Raw genomic sequence first — 15,479 nt, 5'->3', positions numbered from 1 at the left:
GAAAGCGGCATAAGGTCCCGATTATGGGGCACGCAAGTTCACAACACCGTTATTGAGAGCGACGGCTCGGTCGTGGCGTTCAGAGAGAGCCGAGCAGAACGAGACAGGCCAGCACGGCCACGACGACAAGGAGCCTGGCCGTTTTCCAGGCCAGACTCTCCGCACCGACCTTCAATCCGAACCACGGCAATGCGTGCCGCAGCGCGCGCGTTGCGAATGCTTGGACGATGGCGAGCGCGAGGGCGATGCCGGCAAGGAGCGCCCATGACTCGGCCGGGGGAATCCATGGCACCAGCCAGGAAGGCACCGAGCCTTTGAGGGACGCGAGCAGCGCGAACCATCCGAACAGGCATGCGAAGCTCTTGATGAGGTCGGGTCCGAGCGCATCGGGCTCGAGCCGGATGCCGATCGCTGCGAGCGCGCGCTCGATGCGCTCACCGTCGGCGAAGAAGAGAAAGGCGCCGAGGTAGAGCGGAACGCGTGACATGAAGAGGAGGGCCATCAGTCCGAACAGAACCGTGTAGCCGTAGGCGTCGCCGAGAATGTGCATGCCGCTGACGCGCGAGGGCTCCGGCGCGGTCGCGGCCTGGCGCTGCTGAAGCGACCTCGCTCGCGCCATGTGCTCCAGCATCCTGGCGCGGCGGTCCGGTGTGTAGGGCGTCGTGCGCTGCATCCAGGGCGGCAGTGCCGGCGAGGCAATGCCGGATTGGCCGTCCGAGAGGAATTTGCGCTGCTCCATGGGTCCACACCGGTTCCAACAGGATGTTGGTCGGAGGTGAGGGCCGGAGAGGTTCACGCGCAAGGCGGTGAATTTCGCCGCATCGTCCGCGCACCGTCGCGCGGATGGCGCTCCCTAGCGGAATCGAACCGCTCTCTCCACCGTGAAAGGGTGGCGTCCTAACCGATAGACGAAGGGAGCAAACGCTAAGCCCCGCCGCTTTTGACGGCACGGCCGCGGCCACGCGAGTCGTGCCCGGCGGCTTGCAGCGGGCGAACGTATAGTGGCCTTTCGGCCCGTGGGCAAGCCGTTCGGGAACGGTCTTTTGGAACCGTGGACAGCGCCGGCGAGGGGATGATTCGGACCCGATTTCAACGGTTTCTTAGGGCTCCCTGAGGTAGCGCTGGAGCGGGAGATTTCACGCCAATGCCACCGCCCAAGAAGCGCGCCGACCGCAAGCTGCTGTCGCAACACGCCTGGATCACGCTCGACGGCGGGTTCGCGGCGCGGCATTGCCTGGTCCAGGACATCTCGAGCTCGGGCGCCAAGATCACCCTGGACGAGGACGCAAGCCAGCTTCCGGGCGTGATCCGGCTGGCCTTCGCGCGCGATGCCCGCACCGGGCGGAACTGCCAGGTGGTCTGGCGCCGCGGCAAGTCGGCCGGGATCAAGTTCATCTGACATCCACCTAGTGCGACCCGGATGGCGCGCGGCACCTCGCCGGGCTAGAACGCTCGCATGCGCACACAGCTCCTCATCCTGATCTCGTTGCTGGCCACGTCCGCGGCCGCGGCCGAAGGCTTGCGCCTTCCGGCTGCCGAGCCGCCGCAGGCGGGCAAGACCTTGCCGCTGAAGGGCACGGGCGGGACGGCGAAGGCGGGCGCATGCGCGTCCTATGGCCGTGGCTACCACATGGTCGAGGGCACCGGCACCTGCGTGAAGATCGGCGGCTCGATCAGCGTCGACGCCGCGGTCCGGCGCTAAAGCCGCATGCCGCCGGATCTGTTGCGGCTCGATATCGTCGTCCCCGTGCTGATGTATTGCGCGCTGCTGTGGTGGGTCGGCCGCGGCCTGAGCTGGCCGGCGCGGCTCGCCACTGCTGTCGTGACGCTGGTGCTGATCATCTGCGTGCTGCTCGTCGAGCGCGGCTGGCTCTAGGCGCGGCCGCCAAAACAAAATGTGCGAAAACAACCCCATGCACAGTAGCCGTCAAGTGCGGCGATGCCGCCGGCCGCGTGCGCCGGAATGACGATTCCTCGCGCGCTCATCGCAGCTTACGCCGCGCCAGCGGCTCACGACATCGGCGGTGCGACAAACTGGGCAAATCCGGGGCGTTTGCCGAGCTCGGCGAGCCAGCGCGTCAGGTTCGGCTGCGCCGGCCGGGTGATGCCCTCGACGCCGAGCCAGCGCCGCGCATAGGCGCCGATCGCGATATCGGCGAGCGTGAACTGGTCGCCCTCCATGAAGCGGCGCGTCGAGAGGAGGCGATCGGCGATCGCCCAGACCTCGACGGCGGCATCGGCATCGCGCTGCACCTGGATCATGTCGCGCTCGGCGGGCGCCGTGCGCACGATGCCCCAGAACACCGGGCGGTCGACCGGCTGCACCGCCGACAGTGTCCAGTCGAGCCAGCGGTCGACCGAAGCTCGCTGCTTCGGCGCGTCCGGATAGATCGGCGTGCCGCGTCCATGCGCGAGGCAGAGATAGCGCATGATCGAATTGGATTCCCACAGCACGAAGTCGCCCTCGACCAGCGTCGGGATCCGCGCATTCGGGTTCATCGCGAGATACTCGGCCTCGCGGGTCTTGCCGTATTGCATGCCGGCATCGATGCGCTCGTAGGGAAGGCCAAGCTCGGTGAGGCACCACAGCACCTTCTGCACGTTGACCGAGTTGGCGCGGCCCCAGATCGTCAGCTTGGTGTCAGGCATGAAGCGTCTCCCGCGGCGTTTTCAATTGTGCGGGTGATAGCGGAATTTCCTGTGCCGGACGACGGCGTTTGCGGCGCGCCCCTCATGCAAAAAGCTCCGCCATGGGCAGAGCTTTCATTGCAGGTTGAACCAGCTCGTCAGTGGCCGAAGAACAGCCACAGCAGAAGGATCACCGGGATCGGCACGCCCAGCATCCACAACAACAATCCTCGTCCCATCGCGTCCTCCTCCAATCATCTTGTCGAGGAGTGAACGTGCGCGGCGAGGGCTTGTTCCTATGGAAAAGGCCCTACCAGTGGCCGGTGTTCGGCATCGACGACCACGGTTCCTGCGGCGCTTTCGGCTCGCCCTTCTGCAGCAGCTCGATCGAGTGCAGATCGGGCGAACGGACGAAGGCCATGTTGCCGTCGCGCGGCGGCCGGTTGATGGTGACGCCGGCCTTCATCAGCTTCTCGCAGGTGGCGTAGATGTCGTCGACCTCATAGGCGAGATGGCCGAAGAAGCGATCCTCGCCGTACTTCTCCTCGTCCCAATTGTAGGTGAGCTCGACCAGCGGCGCGCCGCGCGTTTGCGGCTGCTTCTTCAGCGCCTCGAGATCATCCGACGAGCACAGGAACACCAGCGTGAAGCGCCCCTTGTCGTTCTCGATCCGCCGCACCTCCTTCAGCCCCAGCGCATCCTGGTAGAACTTCAGCGCGACATCGAGATTGCGCACGCGCAGCATGGTGTGAAGGTATCGCATGGTTGTTGCTCCCTTTGACAGTCGGAGGGTTTTGCTTTGGGCCGGGACGGCGGGGGTAGGAGATAGCAGGAAAGTGGGAGGAGGGGCAGGGGGCGGGGGCAAAGTCAGCAGGCTGGCGAAGGCAAATGAATTTGATCCACCGTCACCATAGTCCTCCGGAGTCCAGTAGATGGTATTGGGTCCCCCAATATTGTACGAACAACGATACGGTCCCTTTCGCCACCCTCGCGCAAAGAATCACGTGTACCATCAGCAATCAGAGAGAGACCAACGCGGCGCAGCGTTCCATGAGGCCGGGCATATAGTCGTGGCATGGAGTCTGGGTCTAGCTGTCGGCGAGGCCGAAATAGCGATCGGTGGTGACGACGCGAAGGGCACTGCGGAAATCCAAGACGCAGGCCATGCGGACCTCGTAGACCAGCTTGCAGTTTGCGCGGCGGGCTTGGAGGCTCAGAAGCTCTTTGACGCTCCTACACATGAAGGAGCAGGTTGGGGGGACTATGGGAAGATGGTGGAGCTAATGCGAGACCTCGATGAGCAAGAGCAATTGAGGATGATGCATCAAGGGCACGGCCGTGCATCTGATCTCTTGTCCGCACACTGCGCAAAGGTTGAGCGACTTGCTCTGGCATTGTTCGATAAAAAGCGGCTGGATGCGGATGAGATCGCAAGGCTTCTTGCAGACTAGTCGTGCGCCACCGTGGCAATACGCTATCGTTGCAAGAGACACAGCAGGTGCTTAGGCGGACGTGAACAGTGAGGCACGATTTCATGGGGCGCTTACAGCAGCCGGGCATGGCGTGGGCCGAGCTTAAAAACAAGCTTCGCGAAGGTATGGTGATTTGGATCACGCTGGGAGGCCTTTTCATCTTATGGCTCGCCGTTCAGAATGTATCAGACACATTCTTCTCTGAGACCGAACTGAAGGATCGCGTGCGGTGGTATGGCATCTTGTTAGAAATCGGCTCCATCATGAGCATCGCCTGGGAATTAAATAAGTCGCTCCTGGAGGCGAACCGTACGCCGCTACTTTATGGATTCTTGTGTTGGGTCGGTGAATGGCGATTTATCGGTTTTCGACGCTCGCCTAGGAGCGTCAGCGCCTCTGCAATTCTCAGGGGTGTCGGTTCAATGGCAGCGGTTGGGACAAGTATTATCACTGCCGGCACGCTGGAGGAACGCGTCGCGCATTTGCAGAGAACACTGCAGGAAGTACAAGCCACGCTCGGTAGAGTATCGCTCAAGGTCGATGCTAGCGAACGCGAGTTTCGCAAGTTGTTGGAACAAGAAACTGCGCAGCGGGCACAGGCACTTTCCACACTGCGCGAGAACTTGGAACGTCAAGCGCTTGGCGATATTCGTGTACAAGTCGCCGCGCTTATGGTGCTGATCCTGAGCATATTTTTCGCTAACGCCCCGGATGAATTTGCCGTCGTCTTCAATAGAATTGGGCTCGGCGGCAAGGGGCATTGGTTATGATATCCGAAATGTTGTTGCCGTTCATTTGCCAACGGAGCCGCAGCGATGGGCAGGGTTGCTAGCGAGTGAATTTGATGGACTGGACCGTAATTCCGGCTGTCCCACACCGTAACAGCTCACGCGCCTACAGCTTCCCGAACTGATCCAGAGTTCTGATGACCAAGGGCATGAACTCATTGCCGCCGCCGTGGCCGGTGTCTTCGAGAATATGCAGCCTGGACGTCGTCCATCGCTTGTGCAATTGCCACGCCGTGGACAACGGTCCGCTGACGTCGAACCGGCCATGGATCAGGGCGCCGGGAATGCCGTTCAATCTCGATGCGTCGCGGATCAATTGATCCTCCGCGAGAAATGCGGCGTGGCGCCAATAGTGAGTGACCAGGCGCGCAAATCGCAATCGAAACTCCGCGTCGTCAAATCGGGGATTTGGCCGATGTCCCGGGGTGAGCGAGACGTGGGCATCCTCCCACTCGCACCATGCCCGGGCGGCTCTGTCGCGAACTGTCTCGTCGGCATCGGCGAGCATAATTGCGTAGGCATCGACGAGCGGCATGCCGCGGAGATGCGGGGGGACAGTCTCGGAAAAGCGCTCCCATTCCCTTGGAAAGATGCGCCCGACATCCCCCGTGATCCATTGCACCTCTGCACGCGATGTCGTCGTCACGAATCCGAGCACCATCGCCTTCACGCGTCGCGGATGAGCTTGTGCGTAGGCGAGGCCCAGCGTGGTGCCCCAGGACAGGCCCAGGATGATCCAGCTTTCGACACCGAGCAGCTCGCGCAGCCTCTCGATGTCCGCGACAAGGTGAGCGGTGGTATTGCTTGCCAGGTTCGACCCAACTGACTTGCGAGCGGAAGGCTGCGACCGGAGCCACGCTGATCGAACAGCACAGCCCTGTAGACATCAGGATCGAAAAATCGTCTTTGACCGACAGAGCAGCCCGTGCCCGGACCGCCATGCAGGAAAAGCGCCGGCTTGCCCGCGGGATTGCCGCAACATTCCCAGTAGATCTGGTGGCCGTCGCCCACATCCAGCAATCCAGTCTCGTACGGCTCGACAGGCTGGAACTGGGCCATCGCTTTCTCCTCGTGCCTTTTGGCAGCCTTTCTCTATGCCGCAATAGCGGGCTTTGGCAGGCCGGATCTATCGGGCGAACGAATTTAGCGCGGCCACCGGATCGCGACGGCGCGGATGAACCCACGGAAAAGCCGGCGCGACCAATGCTCGGCTTCATAAGGTCCTCATCACATGAGCTGGAAGAAGAAATACGCGATCGGTTGCCTGATTGCCCTGTTCGTTTTCACGGCCATGGACTCCTACGATCGCCCCAACAGGGACGTTCGCTTTGGAGCTGTCATCGTGATGGCGGCTGTATGGCCCGTCACAGTGTCCGTCATTTTGGGCGGAGCCGTCGGCGGGATGGTTCGCGATGGCTTGCCCAGCGAGAGCTAGGCAGGCCCTCGGCTCCCGAGAACCGAGGCTTCGACCTGTTCGGCGCCGAGCAACGGCGAACGAACCTGATGCGGCCCGCCGCTGAATTTCTCGCCGTCTGCGCTTAGGCAGCGATCCGCTGCTCGGCAGGCGCCGTCAGGAGCTTGAGCACTTCGGCATGCTCGAGGTCAGGGACCGCGATCGCCGTATGGCTGTAGGTCGCATGGCTGCGTGATTTGGCGATCTTGTCCAGGATCGCTTTGCCCTTGATGACGTGGAGGCCCATGCCCTCTTCGGAAGGGAAGATCGCCAGCACGACGTCATAGGCCGCGATGACGGCTCTGAGCGCCTCGGCCTTGTCTTCGGCGACATCGACAAACACGCGAACATCGGCCGCGAGTTCACGCAGCTCGTGAAAATCCAGCACTGTGGGGATACTCCAACGCAACGATACCAAGGGGAGCTTGGATGCGTTGGGTTACTGAAGTGTCAACAACACGGCTCGAACCACAGGTTTCACGGTGAGGTGTCTTGCTGAGCTGGCTGGATGAGGTGGCTTGCGGCCGCCCGTGAACGCCGTTTTCGCGCGCGAGCGCTACGTCACTTGCGTTAAGTCACTTGCGCTAAGTCACTTGGCGTAGCCCTGGGACCGGAGCCACGCGATCTTGCGATCGCCGTTGATCCAGTCGTCGGCATCCGCCTTGCTGGTAAATCCGGTGATTTCGCGCTGCTCGTGGTCGGGGTAGTCCGCCAGGATCTTCCAGTCGCCATCGGCGATCCGGACCGCTCTAAACGTCACTTTTGTTTTGGCCATGCGCCACTATGCAACAAATGCTTTCGAAAGAGAACCGGTTAGGGGCTTTCGTGACTTCGGCTAATACGGGCATCGCTGCTGCCTGCTGGCGAACCGGCAGAACCCTCTATGGACATTGCTGAATTCGATTCGGCGCGGGTCGATGCAAGCGCTGTCATCCCGCCGAAACAGGCGGAACCGACGTCAAACTGCGGCTTGCGTTTTCGGCCCCGATGGGTTCTAAGCCCGGTGACTTCCTGACCGCTGGCATGAACACAAAGCGCGCTGCGCGGCTTTGTCGCGTGCCCGGCACGGTTACCCCACAGCCCGCGCGCACCCCATTCAGAAGGACGTTTGACATGGCGAAGATGACCAAGACTCAATTGATCGACGCGATTGCCGAGGGCACGCAGCTTGCGAAGAACGACGTGAAGTCGGTCATCGAGTACATGGCGACGGTCGGCTACAAGGAGCTCAACGAGTCCGGCGAGTTCGTCATTCCCGGTTTCGTGAAGATGTCGGTCGTGAACAAGCCGGCGACCGAAGCCCGCATGGGCGTCAATCCCTTCACCAAGGAGCCGATGCAGTTTGCGGCCAAGCCCGCGAGCAAGTCGGTGAAGGCATCGCCCCTGAAGGTCGCCAAGGACGCCGTCTGATCCTGCCATCGCGCACCGCTTGCGTGCCCAGAGCCCCGTTCCGATGATGTCGGAGCGGGGCTCTTTGTTTTGTCTCTTTGTTTTTGTCTTGGGCGGCGCGATGTCCGCAAAAGCGAAAGCCCCGCCTGGGGGGAGCGGGGCTTTCTGATGGGGATGAAGCCTGGGGGAAGCTTCAGGAATGAGACGCGCCAGCCCAGTAAAAGGTTCAGCCTTCCGAAGAAGAGAAAGAGAAAACCCCGCGCTTTCGCGCGGGGCTTTCCAAACTGACGGCGATGGGATTTCAGCGCCTGGCCGTCAGCCGTAGATCAAACCTGGGGTAGAAAATCCAAAAAGCAACAGCGCCGCCGTGACGGAGTATGTTCGTCAGGCGGCGCTGCCGTATGACTGGGCGCTGAAATCCCCAGCCTCGATGGGTCTTTGCGGCGCCCAAAAGGTTCAAGACGATGGGCGTGGGAAATCGCGCGAGAGGGCTGGACTTTTTGTTCTCATTTTGTTCCTATGGGCCATCATCTTTTAGAATCCTTTGGGAGGTGACTCATGACCGTCGAAAAACAGCGCGAAGTGATCAGACTCTGGAACGAGCTCAGGAAGGTCGAGGGGCCGGCCGCAGAAGAACTCCGCATCCAGATTCTCGAATGCTTCTCCGAGAAGGCCAAGGAGAAGCGCGCGGCGTGATGCGCGCGCGGGCGGACGCCGGCCGCGATGGCGCACGAGATCGCCATCGTGGTTGCGGCGGTCTCGATATTTCACCACCGAAGATGTCTGCCGGCGAAGACGTGAGCGCACGCGGTTTCATCGATCGTTAGGAATCGATTCTCGCTTATTTTCCCGACTCCGATTCGTTCTTCGAGAACGAAATGGAGTCGGATGCAGAACAAGTTGCGCGTCCTCGATGTCGATGCGAGCGTGCGTGTCAGAACGAGACAGCCTGAAGTCTCGCACAGTGCCGTTCTCGTCTTTCGCGCAGGAGATGAGCGAGGAGAGAGCGACATGGATGCATGCTGGTTGATCGGGATGTTCGCCGAAATCGCAAAGGTGTTTTGGTCTGACAGGAGTGCAAGGCCATACGCGAGACTGCGCAACGGCGCTCGATCGGTGCCGCAGGTGATGCCGCTGCGATCGACGCCGGCCGAGACGACGTGACGAGAATCTTCGCGCGCGACACCACCCGTTAAGAGTTGCTCCGCGCCGATTTCTTCGATTCCGATTCGTTCTTCGAGAACGAAATGCGGGCGAAGCTGGAACAAAAACGGTCGGCGAGGGGCGGGCCTGCCTCGGCGATCGCGCGATGCCTCAAGCGGCTGGCCGAGATCCAAACGGCGCTGCGCCAACTCCTAACGAAAGCTTGCGCGGGAAACGATAACCCTATTCGGTTAGGTTAAAAGCCCAATCGCGTTGCGCTTGCCGCGGGTTGGAGTAGGTGTCTGGCAACGACAAGAAACGACTTTGCCAAGAAGCCACTTTGCCATGACACCTTTTTCAGAGCCGTCCTTTTATCAAGGCGACCGCCACACCTACCGGCGCGTTGCGATCGTCGGCACGCTGTTCTGTCTCGCTTTCGTGCTAATCAGTTTTTCGCTGCGGCAGCAAGCCGAGGACACGCGCGTCGCGGTCAAGGCCGACCGGCTGGTGCGCACGGCAGGCCAGGCGCCGCACACCAACTAGCGCTCGTCACCACCGATCCGGTCGTCGGCCGCTGCGCGCGGGCACGAGGTGCCGCGGCTCGCGAGCGCGACGAAGCCGGCATAGCCGGACAGGTTGAGCAAGACTTCGAGCCACACGGGCATGTCGAACATATCGAACCTCACTTGCGTGAAGACAACCTTAACTTGCATGCGCGGCGCTTGTTCCCGGCTCGCGCAAAAGAGATCCGCTAGCAAGAAGTCCGCCTAGAGCCGGGAGGAGGGATCGAGCCGCCGGCCGAGGGTCGCGACGGACTCGGAGGAGGGCTGTTCCCTGAGGAACTCGGCGATGGCCCGCGCCAGCTCGCCGTCGCTCATCGGCGTCGGCGGCGGGCGCAGCGCGCCGACACCGAAATTGCGGACGATCTCGTCGTAATGTCGATCGCCGGATCCGGGAACGAGCCGGCGGATCCGGGCAAGCAAAGCGGATATCGGCAATCCTTCCTCCTCGGCCTTCCGCCCCGCCGGCAGCCGTTGTTCTCTGCTGCCCATTTGCTCCCGTGGAACAAAAACCCCGCCAGCATCGCGGAGGATACTGACGGGGCTTTCGTGCTGGGCCTTCACCGGATAGCGGAGGCTTCGCACTTGCAATTCCAACCGCCGCACGGCGACTTCGTTCCGCCTCGCATCGATTTTTTTTGACCGGCTCCGGTTCCGCGCCGCGCGCAACCATCAAACGGCACTCGCGTTGTCACCCCAGACGCGAAGGAGGAGCTCATGAAAAAGACACTGGCAGTTCTGGCCACCGTCGCAGCCGTCGGCGTGACCGCGGTGGCGGCGCCTGCGCCTGCTGAGGCGCGCGGCCGCGGCATCGGCCCGGGCCTCGCGTTCGGTCTTGCCGCCGGCGCGATCACCGCGGGCGCGATCGCCGCGTCCCACCCCTACGGCTATTACGGCCCTGGCTACGGCTATTATGACAGCCCGGGCTACTATTACGGACCTGGCCCGTACGCCTATTATGGCGACGGACCGTATTACTATCGCCGCCACTATTACCGTCACTGGTAACGGCGGGGGTAAGTGAAAAGCCCGGAGCGATGCTCCGGGCTTTTTTCATGCGTGGCGATCAGGCGCGTGCTACGGCCAGAGCGAGGGTCGCTCGACCTTGCGTGCGTTCTCAAGCGTCGACACGAAATACTCTTCGCGCTCGCGCTTGAACTTCTCCTGGGTGGCACGGAAGGCGGCGACACGGGCGGCGATCTCTTCGCGTTCACGGATCTTGCGTTGTTCGTCTTCGGTCATGTCCATCCCCTCTGTTCACACTTGGACGATGTTACTCGGGTTGTTTTTACAGGGTCGTGTTTACGAGTGTCCTCAAGCGCTGCCGCCGCACCGGGCCTTGAGTCGCATAACACATGCATTGGCGCTTCTGATTGGGGCGTCAATGGGGAGGAGGCATTGCAGGATTGTGATATGCGATGGGCGGAAAAAATTGCCGAGCGCACCTGCGTTCGCAGTTGATAACAGCGTCAACAATCTTGTCGCTTGCGCATCTTGCAGCTAGCGCAAGACCAAAGCGGGAGGCGTGCGATTGATTGCATCGGATCTTCGCAGCGGCGTTGAACGTCTCGGCGACATGATCGCCGAGGCGAAGACCATCGTACCGTTCACCGGCGCCGGCATCTCGACCGAATGCGGCATCCCCGACTTCCGCTCGCCGGGCGGCATCTGGACGCGCAACCGTCCGATCCCGTTCGACGAATTCGTTGCGAGCCAAGAGGCCCGCGACGAATCCTGGCGCCGGCGCTTCGCGATGGAGGAGACCTTCGCGGCGGCAAGGCCCGGCCGCGGCCATCGCGCGCTCGCCTCGCTCTACCGCGCCGGCAAGGTCCCCGCGGTCATCACCCAGAACATCGACAATCTGCACCAGGTCTCGGGCTTCGCGCACGAGCACGTGATTGAACTTCACGGAAATACTACTTATGCGCGATGCGTCGGATGCGGGCAGACCTATCAGCTCGACTGGGTGAAGCGCCGATTCGACCAGGACGGCGCTCCAAACTGCACCGAGTGCGACGAGCCGGTGAAGACCGCCACGATCTCGTTCGGCCAGATGATGCCGGAGGAGGAGATGCAGCGCGCAACCGCGCTGTCGCGCGCCTGCGACCTCTTCATCGCGATCGGTTCCTCGCTCGTGGTGTGGCCGGCAGCGGGCTTTCCGATGATGGCGAAGCGCGCGGGTGCACGTTTGGTGATCATCAATCGCGAGCCGACCGAACAGGACGACATCGCCGACCTCGTCATCCGCCACGACATCGGCGAAACGCTCGGACCCTTTGTCGGCAATTGAGGCGTTAGTTTGATTCGCGGCTGTGCAAGCTGTTCATAGGTTCCGGCGAATCTCTTTTTTGTCTATGCGCCGCAACCGGGAGTGTTATCTTTTGAGTCGAAAGATTCGCGTCGCGTCGAATTGAGAACATTCTCTTAAGACGCGTGATTCGAGCTCCGCCAATGTGGCGGGTTGCATGGCAGTGTGGGGTCCGGGGTTATGGGGTCGTCGGACGGATTTGAGTCCAAAAAGCTTGGAGTTCCCGGACAGGGCACGTCGCCGGGGCGCATGACGCCGGGCGAGCACGGCAGCGGCCGCGAGAGCGGGCTCAGCCCGTTCACCGGCCTTGGCGAGGCCAGCGCCAACCTCGTCGAAGTCCACGGCGTCATCAAATGGTTCGACGCGTCGAAGGGTTACGGCTTCATCGTTCCCGACAATGGCTGGCCGGACGTGCTGCTGCATGTCACCGTGCTTAGACGCGACGGCTTCCAGACCGCCTATGAGGGCGCGCGCATCGTCGTCGAATGCATCCAGCGCGCGAAGGGCTACCAGGCCTTCCGCGTGGTCTCGATGGATGAGTCGACCGCGATCCATCCGGCGCAGATGCTGCCGCCGCGCACCCATGTCACGGTCACCCCGACCAGCGGGCTGGAGCGGGCCCAGGTCAAATGGTTCAACCGGCTGCGCGGCTTCGGCTTCCTGACCTGCGGCGAGGGCACGCCCGACATCTTCGTGCACATGGAGACGCTGCGCCGCTTCGGTATGACCGAATTGCGCCCCGGCCAATATGTCCTGGTCCGCTTCGGGCCTGGTTCCAAGGGCATGATGGCGGCCGAGATCCATCCCGAGACCGGATCGCCCGGACCGCAGTCGCACTAGCGGCGGCAGGATCGCCAATTCCCGCAATCGTGAGCAGGCGCGCGCCGGCTGACCGGCGCGCCTCTGGCTTTTCGGGCGGTCGCCGCGTAGGACTGTTCCATTCCCACGCCCTGAGTGCCATCCCATGAATCTTGATCGAAAGGCTGTCTGGTCCGTTGCGAAGGGCTGGCTTGCCGCCATCCTGCTCATCGCCGGCGTCGTCGTGGCGGGCGGACCTGTCCGAGCCGCGAGCTTCCAGCCGCTCGAGATCGTCACCAAAAGCGGCGTGCAGGTGTTCTCGGTGGAGATGGCAACGACCGAGGAGGAGAAGCAGACCGGCCTGATGTACCGCAAGGAGCTGGCCGACGGCAAAAGGCATGCTGTTCGACTTCAATCCCGAGCAGGAAGTGTCGATGTGGATGAAGAATACCTATGTCCCGCTCGACATGATCTTCATCCGCGCCGACGGCCGCATCCTGCGCATTGCCGAGAACACCGAGCCGCTGTCGACCAAGATCATCTCGTCCAAGGGCCCCGCGCGGGCCGTTCTGGAGGTGGTGGCGGGAACGGCGCAGAAATACGGCATCCGCCCCGGCGATCGCGTCGGCCACCCGCTGTTCGGCAGCAAATAGAGCCGTCCGGTGGGGGCCTTCCCGGCCTTGCCGGCGCCTTTAGGACGCTTGCTGGCGCTTTGGGAAGCGTGTATCGACAGGGCTCGCCGGACATTCGGGGTATAGCGCAGCCTGGTAGCGCGGCAGTTTTGGGTACTGCAGGTCGTTGGTTCGAATCCAGCTGCCCCGACCACCTAACCTATTGATTCCTCACGCTGCGATTCTGACTTTTCGACCGCGATTCTGACATGCGGTTCTGACGTTGTTCTTCTCCTGAACGAACGCCTCGATGTCGGGGGTTAGGCGAAACCACTCGCCGGTGACGCGTGAACACTTGAAACGCCGGTGCAGCTGTCTCTCGGTGAGAGCGGAGCCGGGCATCGAGAGCAGCAGCTCTAGCTGGAACGGAAAGAACGTCTGCAGCTGGCGCTGGCGTTGCTGCACATCCTTGGAAAAACCGATCTTCACGTTCTCGCCCGCCTTGATGACGTAGATGCTGCCACGAGCCGAACGGACCTTTCGGTCCGGCTGGGCGAGCCAGTCCTCCAGGTCGAGCGTAAGCTGCCGGGCCCGCGCCTCGACCTGCTCCAACTCGACCTGGGCTGGTTCACCGATGCCGTGCCAGAGCCGGACGCTGCGCGGCTGGAAGCCCGTTGATAGCCGCGAAATTTGGGAGGCCGACCAGTACCAGGTGAAGAAGCCGTTCGGCTTTGGCAGCCTTTGAACGCCAGGAATACGCTTACGCGCCGTCATCATTGCCTCCGTTTTCGCCGCCGGCGCGCGCCTGCTTGCGCGCCTCGGCGATGGTGACGATTTTCTTCTTGGCCCGATTGCGCAGGTAGCGCCCCGTCGTGGTGACGTTGGTGTGAGTGAGGCCTGCCGAGATCAGCGTGGTATCGACTCCGGCGTCGTCGGCTTCGCCGGCGCCGCCGGCGCGGGCGTCCATGCTCCAAACCTCGTCGGGGATCTTCGCCACCTGGGCGATCTTGCGGAAGGCCTTGACGAAGGTGCGGTAGCGGATCGGCTGGCCCAGTTCGCCCTTGATGATGGCGCCCGTGCGCTCCTCCATCGGCACTTGCTCGAGCAGCGGGAACAGGAGGTCGTAGATCTGCAGATCGAACTCGACCGCGGCCCTGTATTTCGATTTCGAGGTACGCGTGCGCCAACGCCAACCCGGGATCTTCTCCCAGGTGAAGAAGCCGGCCCATGTCTCGTTGTCGGTGTGCAGCAACGCGATGCCAGCCGGGAATTTGGCGCCTTCCTTGCGCTTCTGCCATTTGCCGATGATGTCGCCCTGGCGGAGCATCAGCTCGAACTGCGCGGCCGTTGCGATGGAGAGATAGAGCGCGCGGTCGCGACTGATCAGGCCCTTGTCGACCATCTCGCCCGCGGCACGTACGAAGTCGCGCACCTGCTGGTAGGTGAGCTCCTGCTCGCGCGCGCCCTCGCGCTCGAACTGGATCTTGGCGAGCTCCTCCGCGAGCAACTTGCAATCCGCATGGCGCAGCGCCGCCATGAACCGCAGCACGGTCCGCACCATGGCGACCGCGTTGTGCGCCCGGGCGATTCGCTCGGGTCCGAACCAGCGCTCGCCGTCGTCGATATATTCGACGCCTTTCCTCCACTCGCGGTACCAGGCCTGTACGTCGAGCACTGTGCAGTTTTTGACGCGTCGGTGGCCGACGCTCTCGATGATGACCTTCAGATCCGCGAGATAGCCACGCCGCGTGGTGTCGCTGATGTTGTAGTTGAAGGCGGAATTCGGGTGCTCCTGGTAGATCTGGCACGCCGTCTTGATCGTCCCGTCGTACCGCGTGCGCGTCAGCGAGGGCTCGTTTGTCTCGAGCTTCTTCTTCTCGGCTTCGATGTGGGACCGCAGTTGAGCAGTGTAGCCGCGACATAGTTCCCCGATCTCCTCGTCACTCGCGCCCGGTGGCAACGGAATGCAGGTGTCGGGAAACCCCATGGGGTCGCGAGTGACTTGGCTGGCCACCCAATACGGGAGGTTGTGGCGGCCGATCTTGAACCCTGGCCTTTCTCCGCGGCGGGGCATGCTTGAAACCCGGTTCGTCTTCTTCGGCAGCGTCTGCGACTGCGACTGCGACCCCTCCATGTGTTCCAACCCCGTTCTGAGAGTCCAGCCACTCCTTGACCTTCGGGTAGTAAAAACCGCCCCACGTCTCGCTCTGCGGTGGAAAACCCTTGAATTTCTGTGCGTTCTTCACAGCCGCGCGGAAGCTGTCGCGGCCGAGCGCCGGCGCCACTCGGCGGTGTAGCTCGTCCCAACTGACGTAGAGGCCCGCCGATT

The 15,479-nt window shown here is 62.3% G+C and carries 25 protein-coding genes, 2 tRNA genes and 1 pseudogene; 15 read left to right on the top strand and 13 right to left on the bottom strand.

The features are described from left to right. Nucleotides 1-79 precede the first annotated feature (79 nt). Together ACVWW6_RS30220 and ACVWW6_RS30215 are read right to left on the bottom strand one after the other, a co-directional pair. On the bottom strand, nucleotides 80-739 hold the full coding sequence (locus tag ACVWW6_RS30220) for a hypothetical protein (RefSeq protein WP_456681912.1): 660 nt from the start codon (nucleotides 737-739) through the stop codon (nucleotides 80-82). 105 nt (nucleotides 740-844) lie between these two features. Further along, a tRNA-Glu gene (locus ACVWW6_RS30215) sits at nucleotides 845-919 on the bottom strand. A 225-nt stretch (nucleotides 920-1,144) separates the two neighbouring features. On the opposite strand from ACVWW6_RS30215, the gene ACVWW6_RS30210 reads away from it, so the two are divergent. Genes ACVWW6_RS30210 through ACVWW6_RS30200 form a run of 3 tightly spaced genes read left to right on the top strand, consistent with a single transcriptional unit; the run spans nucleotide 1,145 to nucleotide 1,876 of the window. After that, nucleotides 1,145-1,399, top strand: a complete 255-nt coding sequence (locus ACVWW6_RS30210) for a PilZ domain-containing protein (protein ID WP_028171312.1) — start codon at nucleotides 1,145-1,147, stop codon at nucleotides 1,397-1,399. A gap of 57 nt (nucleotides 1,400-1,456) precedes the next feature. Next, the gene (locus tag ACVWW6_RS30205) at nucleotides 1,457-1,702 is read left to right on the top strand and encodes a porin (RefSeq protein WP_304553211.1); all 246 of its coding nucleotides are present in this window, start codon (nucleotides 1,457-1,459) and stop codon (nucleotides 1,700-1,702) included. A 6-nt stretch (nucleotides 1,703-1,708) separates the two neighbouring features. Beyond that, the gene (locus tag ACVWW6_RS30200) at nucleotides 1,709-1,876 is read left to right on the top strand and encodes a hypothetical protein (protein ID WP_011087169.1); all 168 of its coding nucleotides are present in this window, start codon (nucleotides 1,709-1,711) and stop codon (nucleotides 1,874-1,876) included. A 134-nt stretch (nucleotides 1,877-2,010) separates the two neighbouring features. Here ACVWW6_RS30200 and ACVWW6_RS30195 read toward each other — a convergent pair whose 3' ends face one another. Further along, complete coding sequence (locus tag ACVWW6_RS30195; RefSeq protein WP_304553212.1) at nucleotides 2,011-2,649, bottom strand: glutathione S-transferase family protein; 639 nt, start codon at nucleotides 2,647-2,649, stop codon at nucleotides 2,011-2,013. A 289-nt stretch (nucleotides 2,650-2,938) separates the two neighbouring features. Next, nucleotides 2,939-3,391 (bottom strand): VOC family protein, encoded by a 453-nt coding sequence (locus ACVWW6_RS30190; RefSeq protein ID WP_161535011.1) that lies wholly within the window; start codon nucleotides 3,389-3,391, stop codon nucleotides 2,939-2,941. Between the two features lie 307 nt (nucleotides 3,392-3,698). Between ACVWW6_RS30190 and ACVWW6_RS30185 the strand changes: the two genes are divergently transcribed. Then, the gene (locus ACVWW6_RS30185; RefSeq protein WP_271557437.1) at nucleotides 3,699-4,079 is read left to right on the top strand and encodes a hypothetical protein; all 381 of its coding nucleotides are present in this window, start codon (nucleotides 3,699-3,701) and stop codon (nucleotides 4,077-4,079) included. A gap of 107 nt (nucleotides 4,080-4,186) precedes the next feature. Beyond that, nucleotides 4,187-4,870 (top strand): hypothetical protein, encoded by a 684-nt coding sequence (locus ACVWW6_RS30180; protein ID WP_304553213.1) that lies wholly within the window; start codon nucleotides 4,187-4,189, stop codon nucleotides 4,868-4,870. Between the two features lie 124 nt (nucleotides 4,871-4,994). Here the strand turns inward: ACVWW6_RS30180 and ACVWW6_RS30175 are convergent, their stop codons facing one another. Continuing rightward, entirely contained in the window at nucleotides 4,995-5,645 is a 651-nt protein-coding gene (locus ACVWW6_RS30175; RefSeq protein ID WP_456683198.1) for an alpha/beta fold hydrolase, read from the bottom strand. Then, a complete protein-coding gene (locus tag ACVWW6_RS30170; RefSeq protein ID WP_456681911.1) occupies nucleotides 5,555-5,947 on the bottom strand; it encodes a hypothetical protein in 393 nt (130 codons plus the stop codon). The genes ACVWW6_RS30175 and ACVWW6_RS30170 overlap by 91 nt, the downstream gene beginning before the upstream one ends. A 172-nt stretch (nucleotides 5,948-6,119) precedes the next feature. On the opposite strand from ACVWW6_RS30170, the gene ACVWW6_RS30165 reads away from it, so the two are divergent. Continuing rightward, entirely contained in the window at nucleotides 6,120-6,323 is a 204-nt protein-coding gene (locus ACVWW6_RS30165) for a hypothetical protein (protein ID WP_028171322.1), read from the top strand. A 103-nt stretch (nucleotides 6,324-6,426) separates the two neighbouring features. Here the strand turns inward: ACVWW6_RS30165 and ACVWW6_RS30160 are convergent, their stop codons facing one another. Together ACVWW6_RS30160 and ACVWW6_RS30155 are read right to left on the bottom strand one after the other, a co-directional pair. Then, nucleotides 6,427-6,729 (bottom strand): hypothetical protein, encoded by a 303-nt coding sequence (locus ACVWW6_RS30160; RefSeq protein ID WP_028171323.1) that lies wholly within the window; start codon nucleotides 6,727-6,729, stop codon nucleotides 6,427-6,429. Between the two features lie 201 nt (nucleotides 6,730-6,930). Further along, on the bottom strand, nucleotides 6,931-7,116 hold the full coding sequence (locus ACVWW6_RS30155) for a hypothetical protein (RefSeq protein ID WP_027542681.1): 186 nt from the start codon (nucleotides 7,114-7,116) through the stop codon (nucleotides 6,931-6,933). A gap of 338 nt (nucleotides 7,117-7,454) precedes the next feature. Between ACVWW6_RS30155 and ACVWW6_RS30150 the strand changes: the two genes are divergently transcribed. The 4 genes from ACVWW6_RS30150 to ACVWW6_RS30135 all read left to right on the top strand — a co-directional run bounded on the left by ACVWW6_RS30150 (nucleotide 7,455) and on the right by ACVWW6_RS30135 (nucleotide 9,416). Then, on the top strand, nucleotides 7,455-7,751 hold the full coding sequence (locus ACVWW6_RS30150) for an HU family DNA-binding protein (protein WP_027542683.1): 297 nt from the start codon (nucleotides 7,455-7,457) through the stop codon (nucleotides 7,749-7,751). Between the two features lie 537 nt (nucleotides 7,752-8,288). Next, entirely contained in the window at nucleotides 8,289-8,426 is a 138-nt protein-coding gene (locus ACVWW6_RS30145; protein WP_171901269.1) for a hypothetical protein, read from the top strand. A gap of 192 nt (nucleotides 8,427-8,618) precedes the next feature. After that, a complete protein-coding gene (locus ACVWW6_RS30140) occupies nucleotides 8,619-8,894 on the top strand; it encodes a hypothetical protein (RefSeq protein WP_456681910.1) in 276 nt (91 codons plus the stop codon). 324 nt (nucleotides 8,895-9,218) lie between these two features. Continuing rightward, the gene (locus tag ACVWW6_RS30135; RefSeq protein WP_011087178.1) at nucleotides 9,219-9,416 is read left to right on the top strand and encodes a hypothetical protein; all 198 of its coding nucleotides are present in this window, start codon (nucleotides 9,219-9,221) and stop codon (nucleotides 9,414-9,416) included. Here ACVWW6_RS30135 and ACVWW6_RS30130 read toward each other — a convergent pair. Together ACVWW6_RS30130 and ACVWW6_RS30125 are read right to left on the bottom strand one after the other, a co-directional pair. Beyond that, nucleotides 9,413-9,586 carry a hypothetical protein gene (locus ACVWW6_RS30130; RefSeq protein ID WP_011087179.1) on the bottom strand — a complete coding sequence of 58 codons (174 nt, stop codon included), beginning with the start codon at nucleotides 9,584-9,586 and terminating at the stop codon, nucleotides 9,413-9,415. The genes ACVWW6_RS30135 and ACVWW6_RS30130 overlap by 4 nt on opposite strands. A gap of 54 nt (nucleotides 9,587-9,640) precedes the next feature. Further along, nucleotides 9,641-10,018 (bottom strand): hypothetical protein, encoded by a 378-nt coding sequence (locus ACVWW6_RS30125; protein WP_456681909.1) that lies wholly within the window; start codon nucleotides 10,016-10,018, stop codon nucleotides 9,641-9,643. Nucleotides 10,019-10,150: 132 nt separating this feature from the next. Between ACVWW6_RS30125 and ACVWW6_RS30120 the strand changes: the two genes are divergently transcribed. Beyond that, nucleotides 10,151-10,441 carry a hypothetical protein gene (locus ACVWW6_RS30120; RefSeq protein ID WP_060911939.1) on the top strand — a complete coding sequence of 97 codons (291 nt, stop codon included), beginning with the start codon at nucleotides 10,151-10,153 and terminating at the stop codon, nucleotides 10,439-10,441. A 69-nt stretch (nucleotides 10,442-10,510) separates the two neighbouring features. Here ACVWW6_RS30120 and ACVWW6_RS30115 read toward each other — a convergent pair whose 3' ends face one another. After that, entirely contained in the window at nucleotides 10,511-10,675 is a 165-nt protein-coding gene (locus ACVWW6_RS30115) for a hypothetical protein (protein ID WP_164933808.1), read from the bottom strand. 289 nt (nucleotides 10,676-10,964) lie between these two features. On the opposite strand from ACVWW6_RS30115, the gene ACVWW6_RS30110 reads away from it, so the two are divergent. The 4 genes and pseudogenes from ACVWW6_RS30110 (at nucleotide 10,965) to ACVWW6_RS30095 (ending at nucleotide 13,364) form a co-directional block, all read left to right on the top strand. After that, complete coding sequence (locus ACVWW6_RS30110) at nucleotides 10,965-11,723, top strand: SIR2 family NAD-dependent protein deacylase (RefSeq protein WP_028171327.1); 759 nt, start codon at nucleotides 10,965-10,967, stop codon at nucleotides 11,721-11,723. 198 nt (nucleotides 11,724-11,921) lie between these two features. Beyond that, entirely contained in the window at nucleotides 11,922-12,581 is a 660-nt protein-coding gene (locus tag ACVWW6_RS30105) for a cold-shock protein (protein WP_038967130.1), read from the top strand. A 124-nt stretch (nucleotides 12,582-12,705) separates the two neighbouring features. Continuing rightward, nucleotides 12,706-13,192, top strand: a pseudogene (locus ACVWW6_RS30100) (DUF192 domain-containing protein). 95 nt (nucleotides 13,193-13,287) lie between these two features. Next, nucleotides 13,288-13,364: transfer RNA gene (locus tag ACVWW6_RS30095), tRNA-Pro, on the top strand. A 17-nt stretch (nucleotides 13,365-13,381) separates the two neighbouring features. Here ACVWW6_RS30095 and ACVWW6_RS30090 read toward each other — a convergent pair. Both ACVWW6_RS30090 and ACVWW6_RS30085 read right to left on the bottom strand, forming a co-directional pair. After that, the gene (locus ACVWW6_RS30090) at nucleotides 13,382-13,924 is read right to left on the bottom strand and encodes a GIY-YIG nuclease family protein (RefSeq protein WP_456681908.1); all 543 of its coding nucleotides are present in this window, start codon (nucleotides 13,922-13,924) and stop codon (nucleotides 13,382-13,384) included. After that, nucleotides 13,911-15,137 (bottom strand): tyrosine-type recombinase/integrase, encoded by a 1,227-nt coding sequence (locus ACVWW6_RS30085; protein ID WP_456681907.1) that lies wholly within the window; start codon nucleotides 15,135-15,137, stop codon nucleotides 13,911-13,913. The genes ACVWW6_RS30090 and ACVWW6_RS30085 overlap by 14 nt, the downstream gene beginning before the upstream one ends. Nucleotides 15,138-15,479: the final 342 nt, after the last annotated feature.

This window comes from Bradyrhizobium sp. USDA 3311 (genome assembly GCF_054062495.1).
Note: the sequence above shows the minus strand (reverse complement) of the source record. Positions and strands in the feature narration are given on the sequence as shown.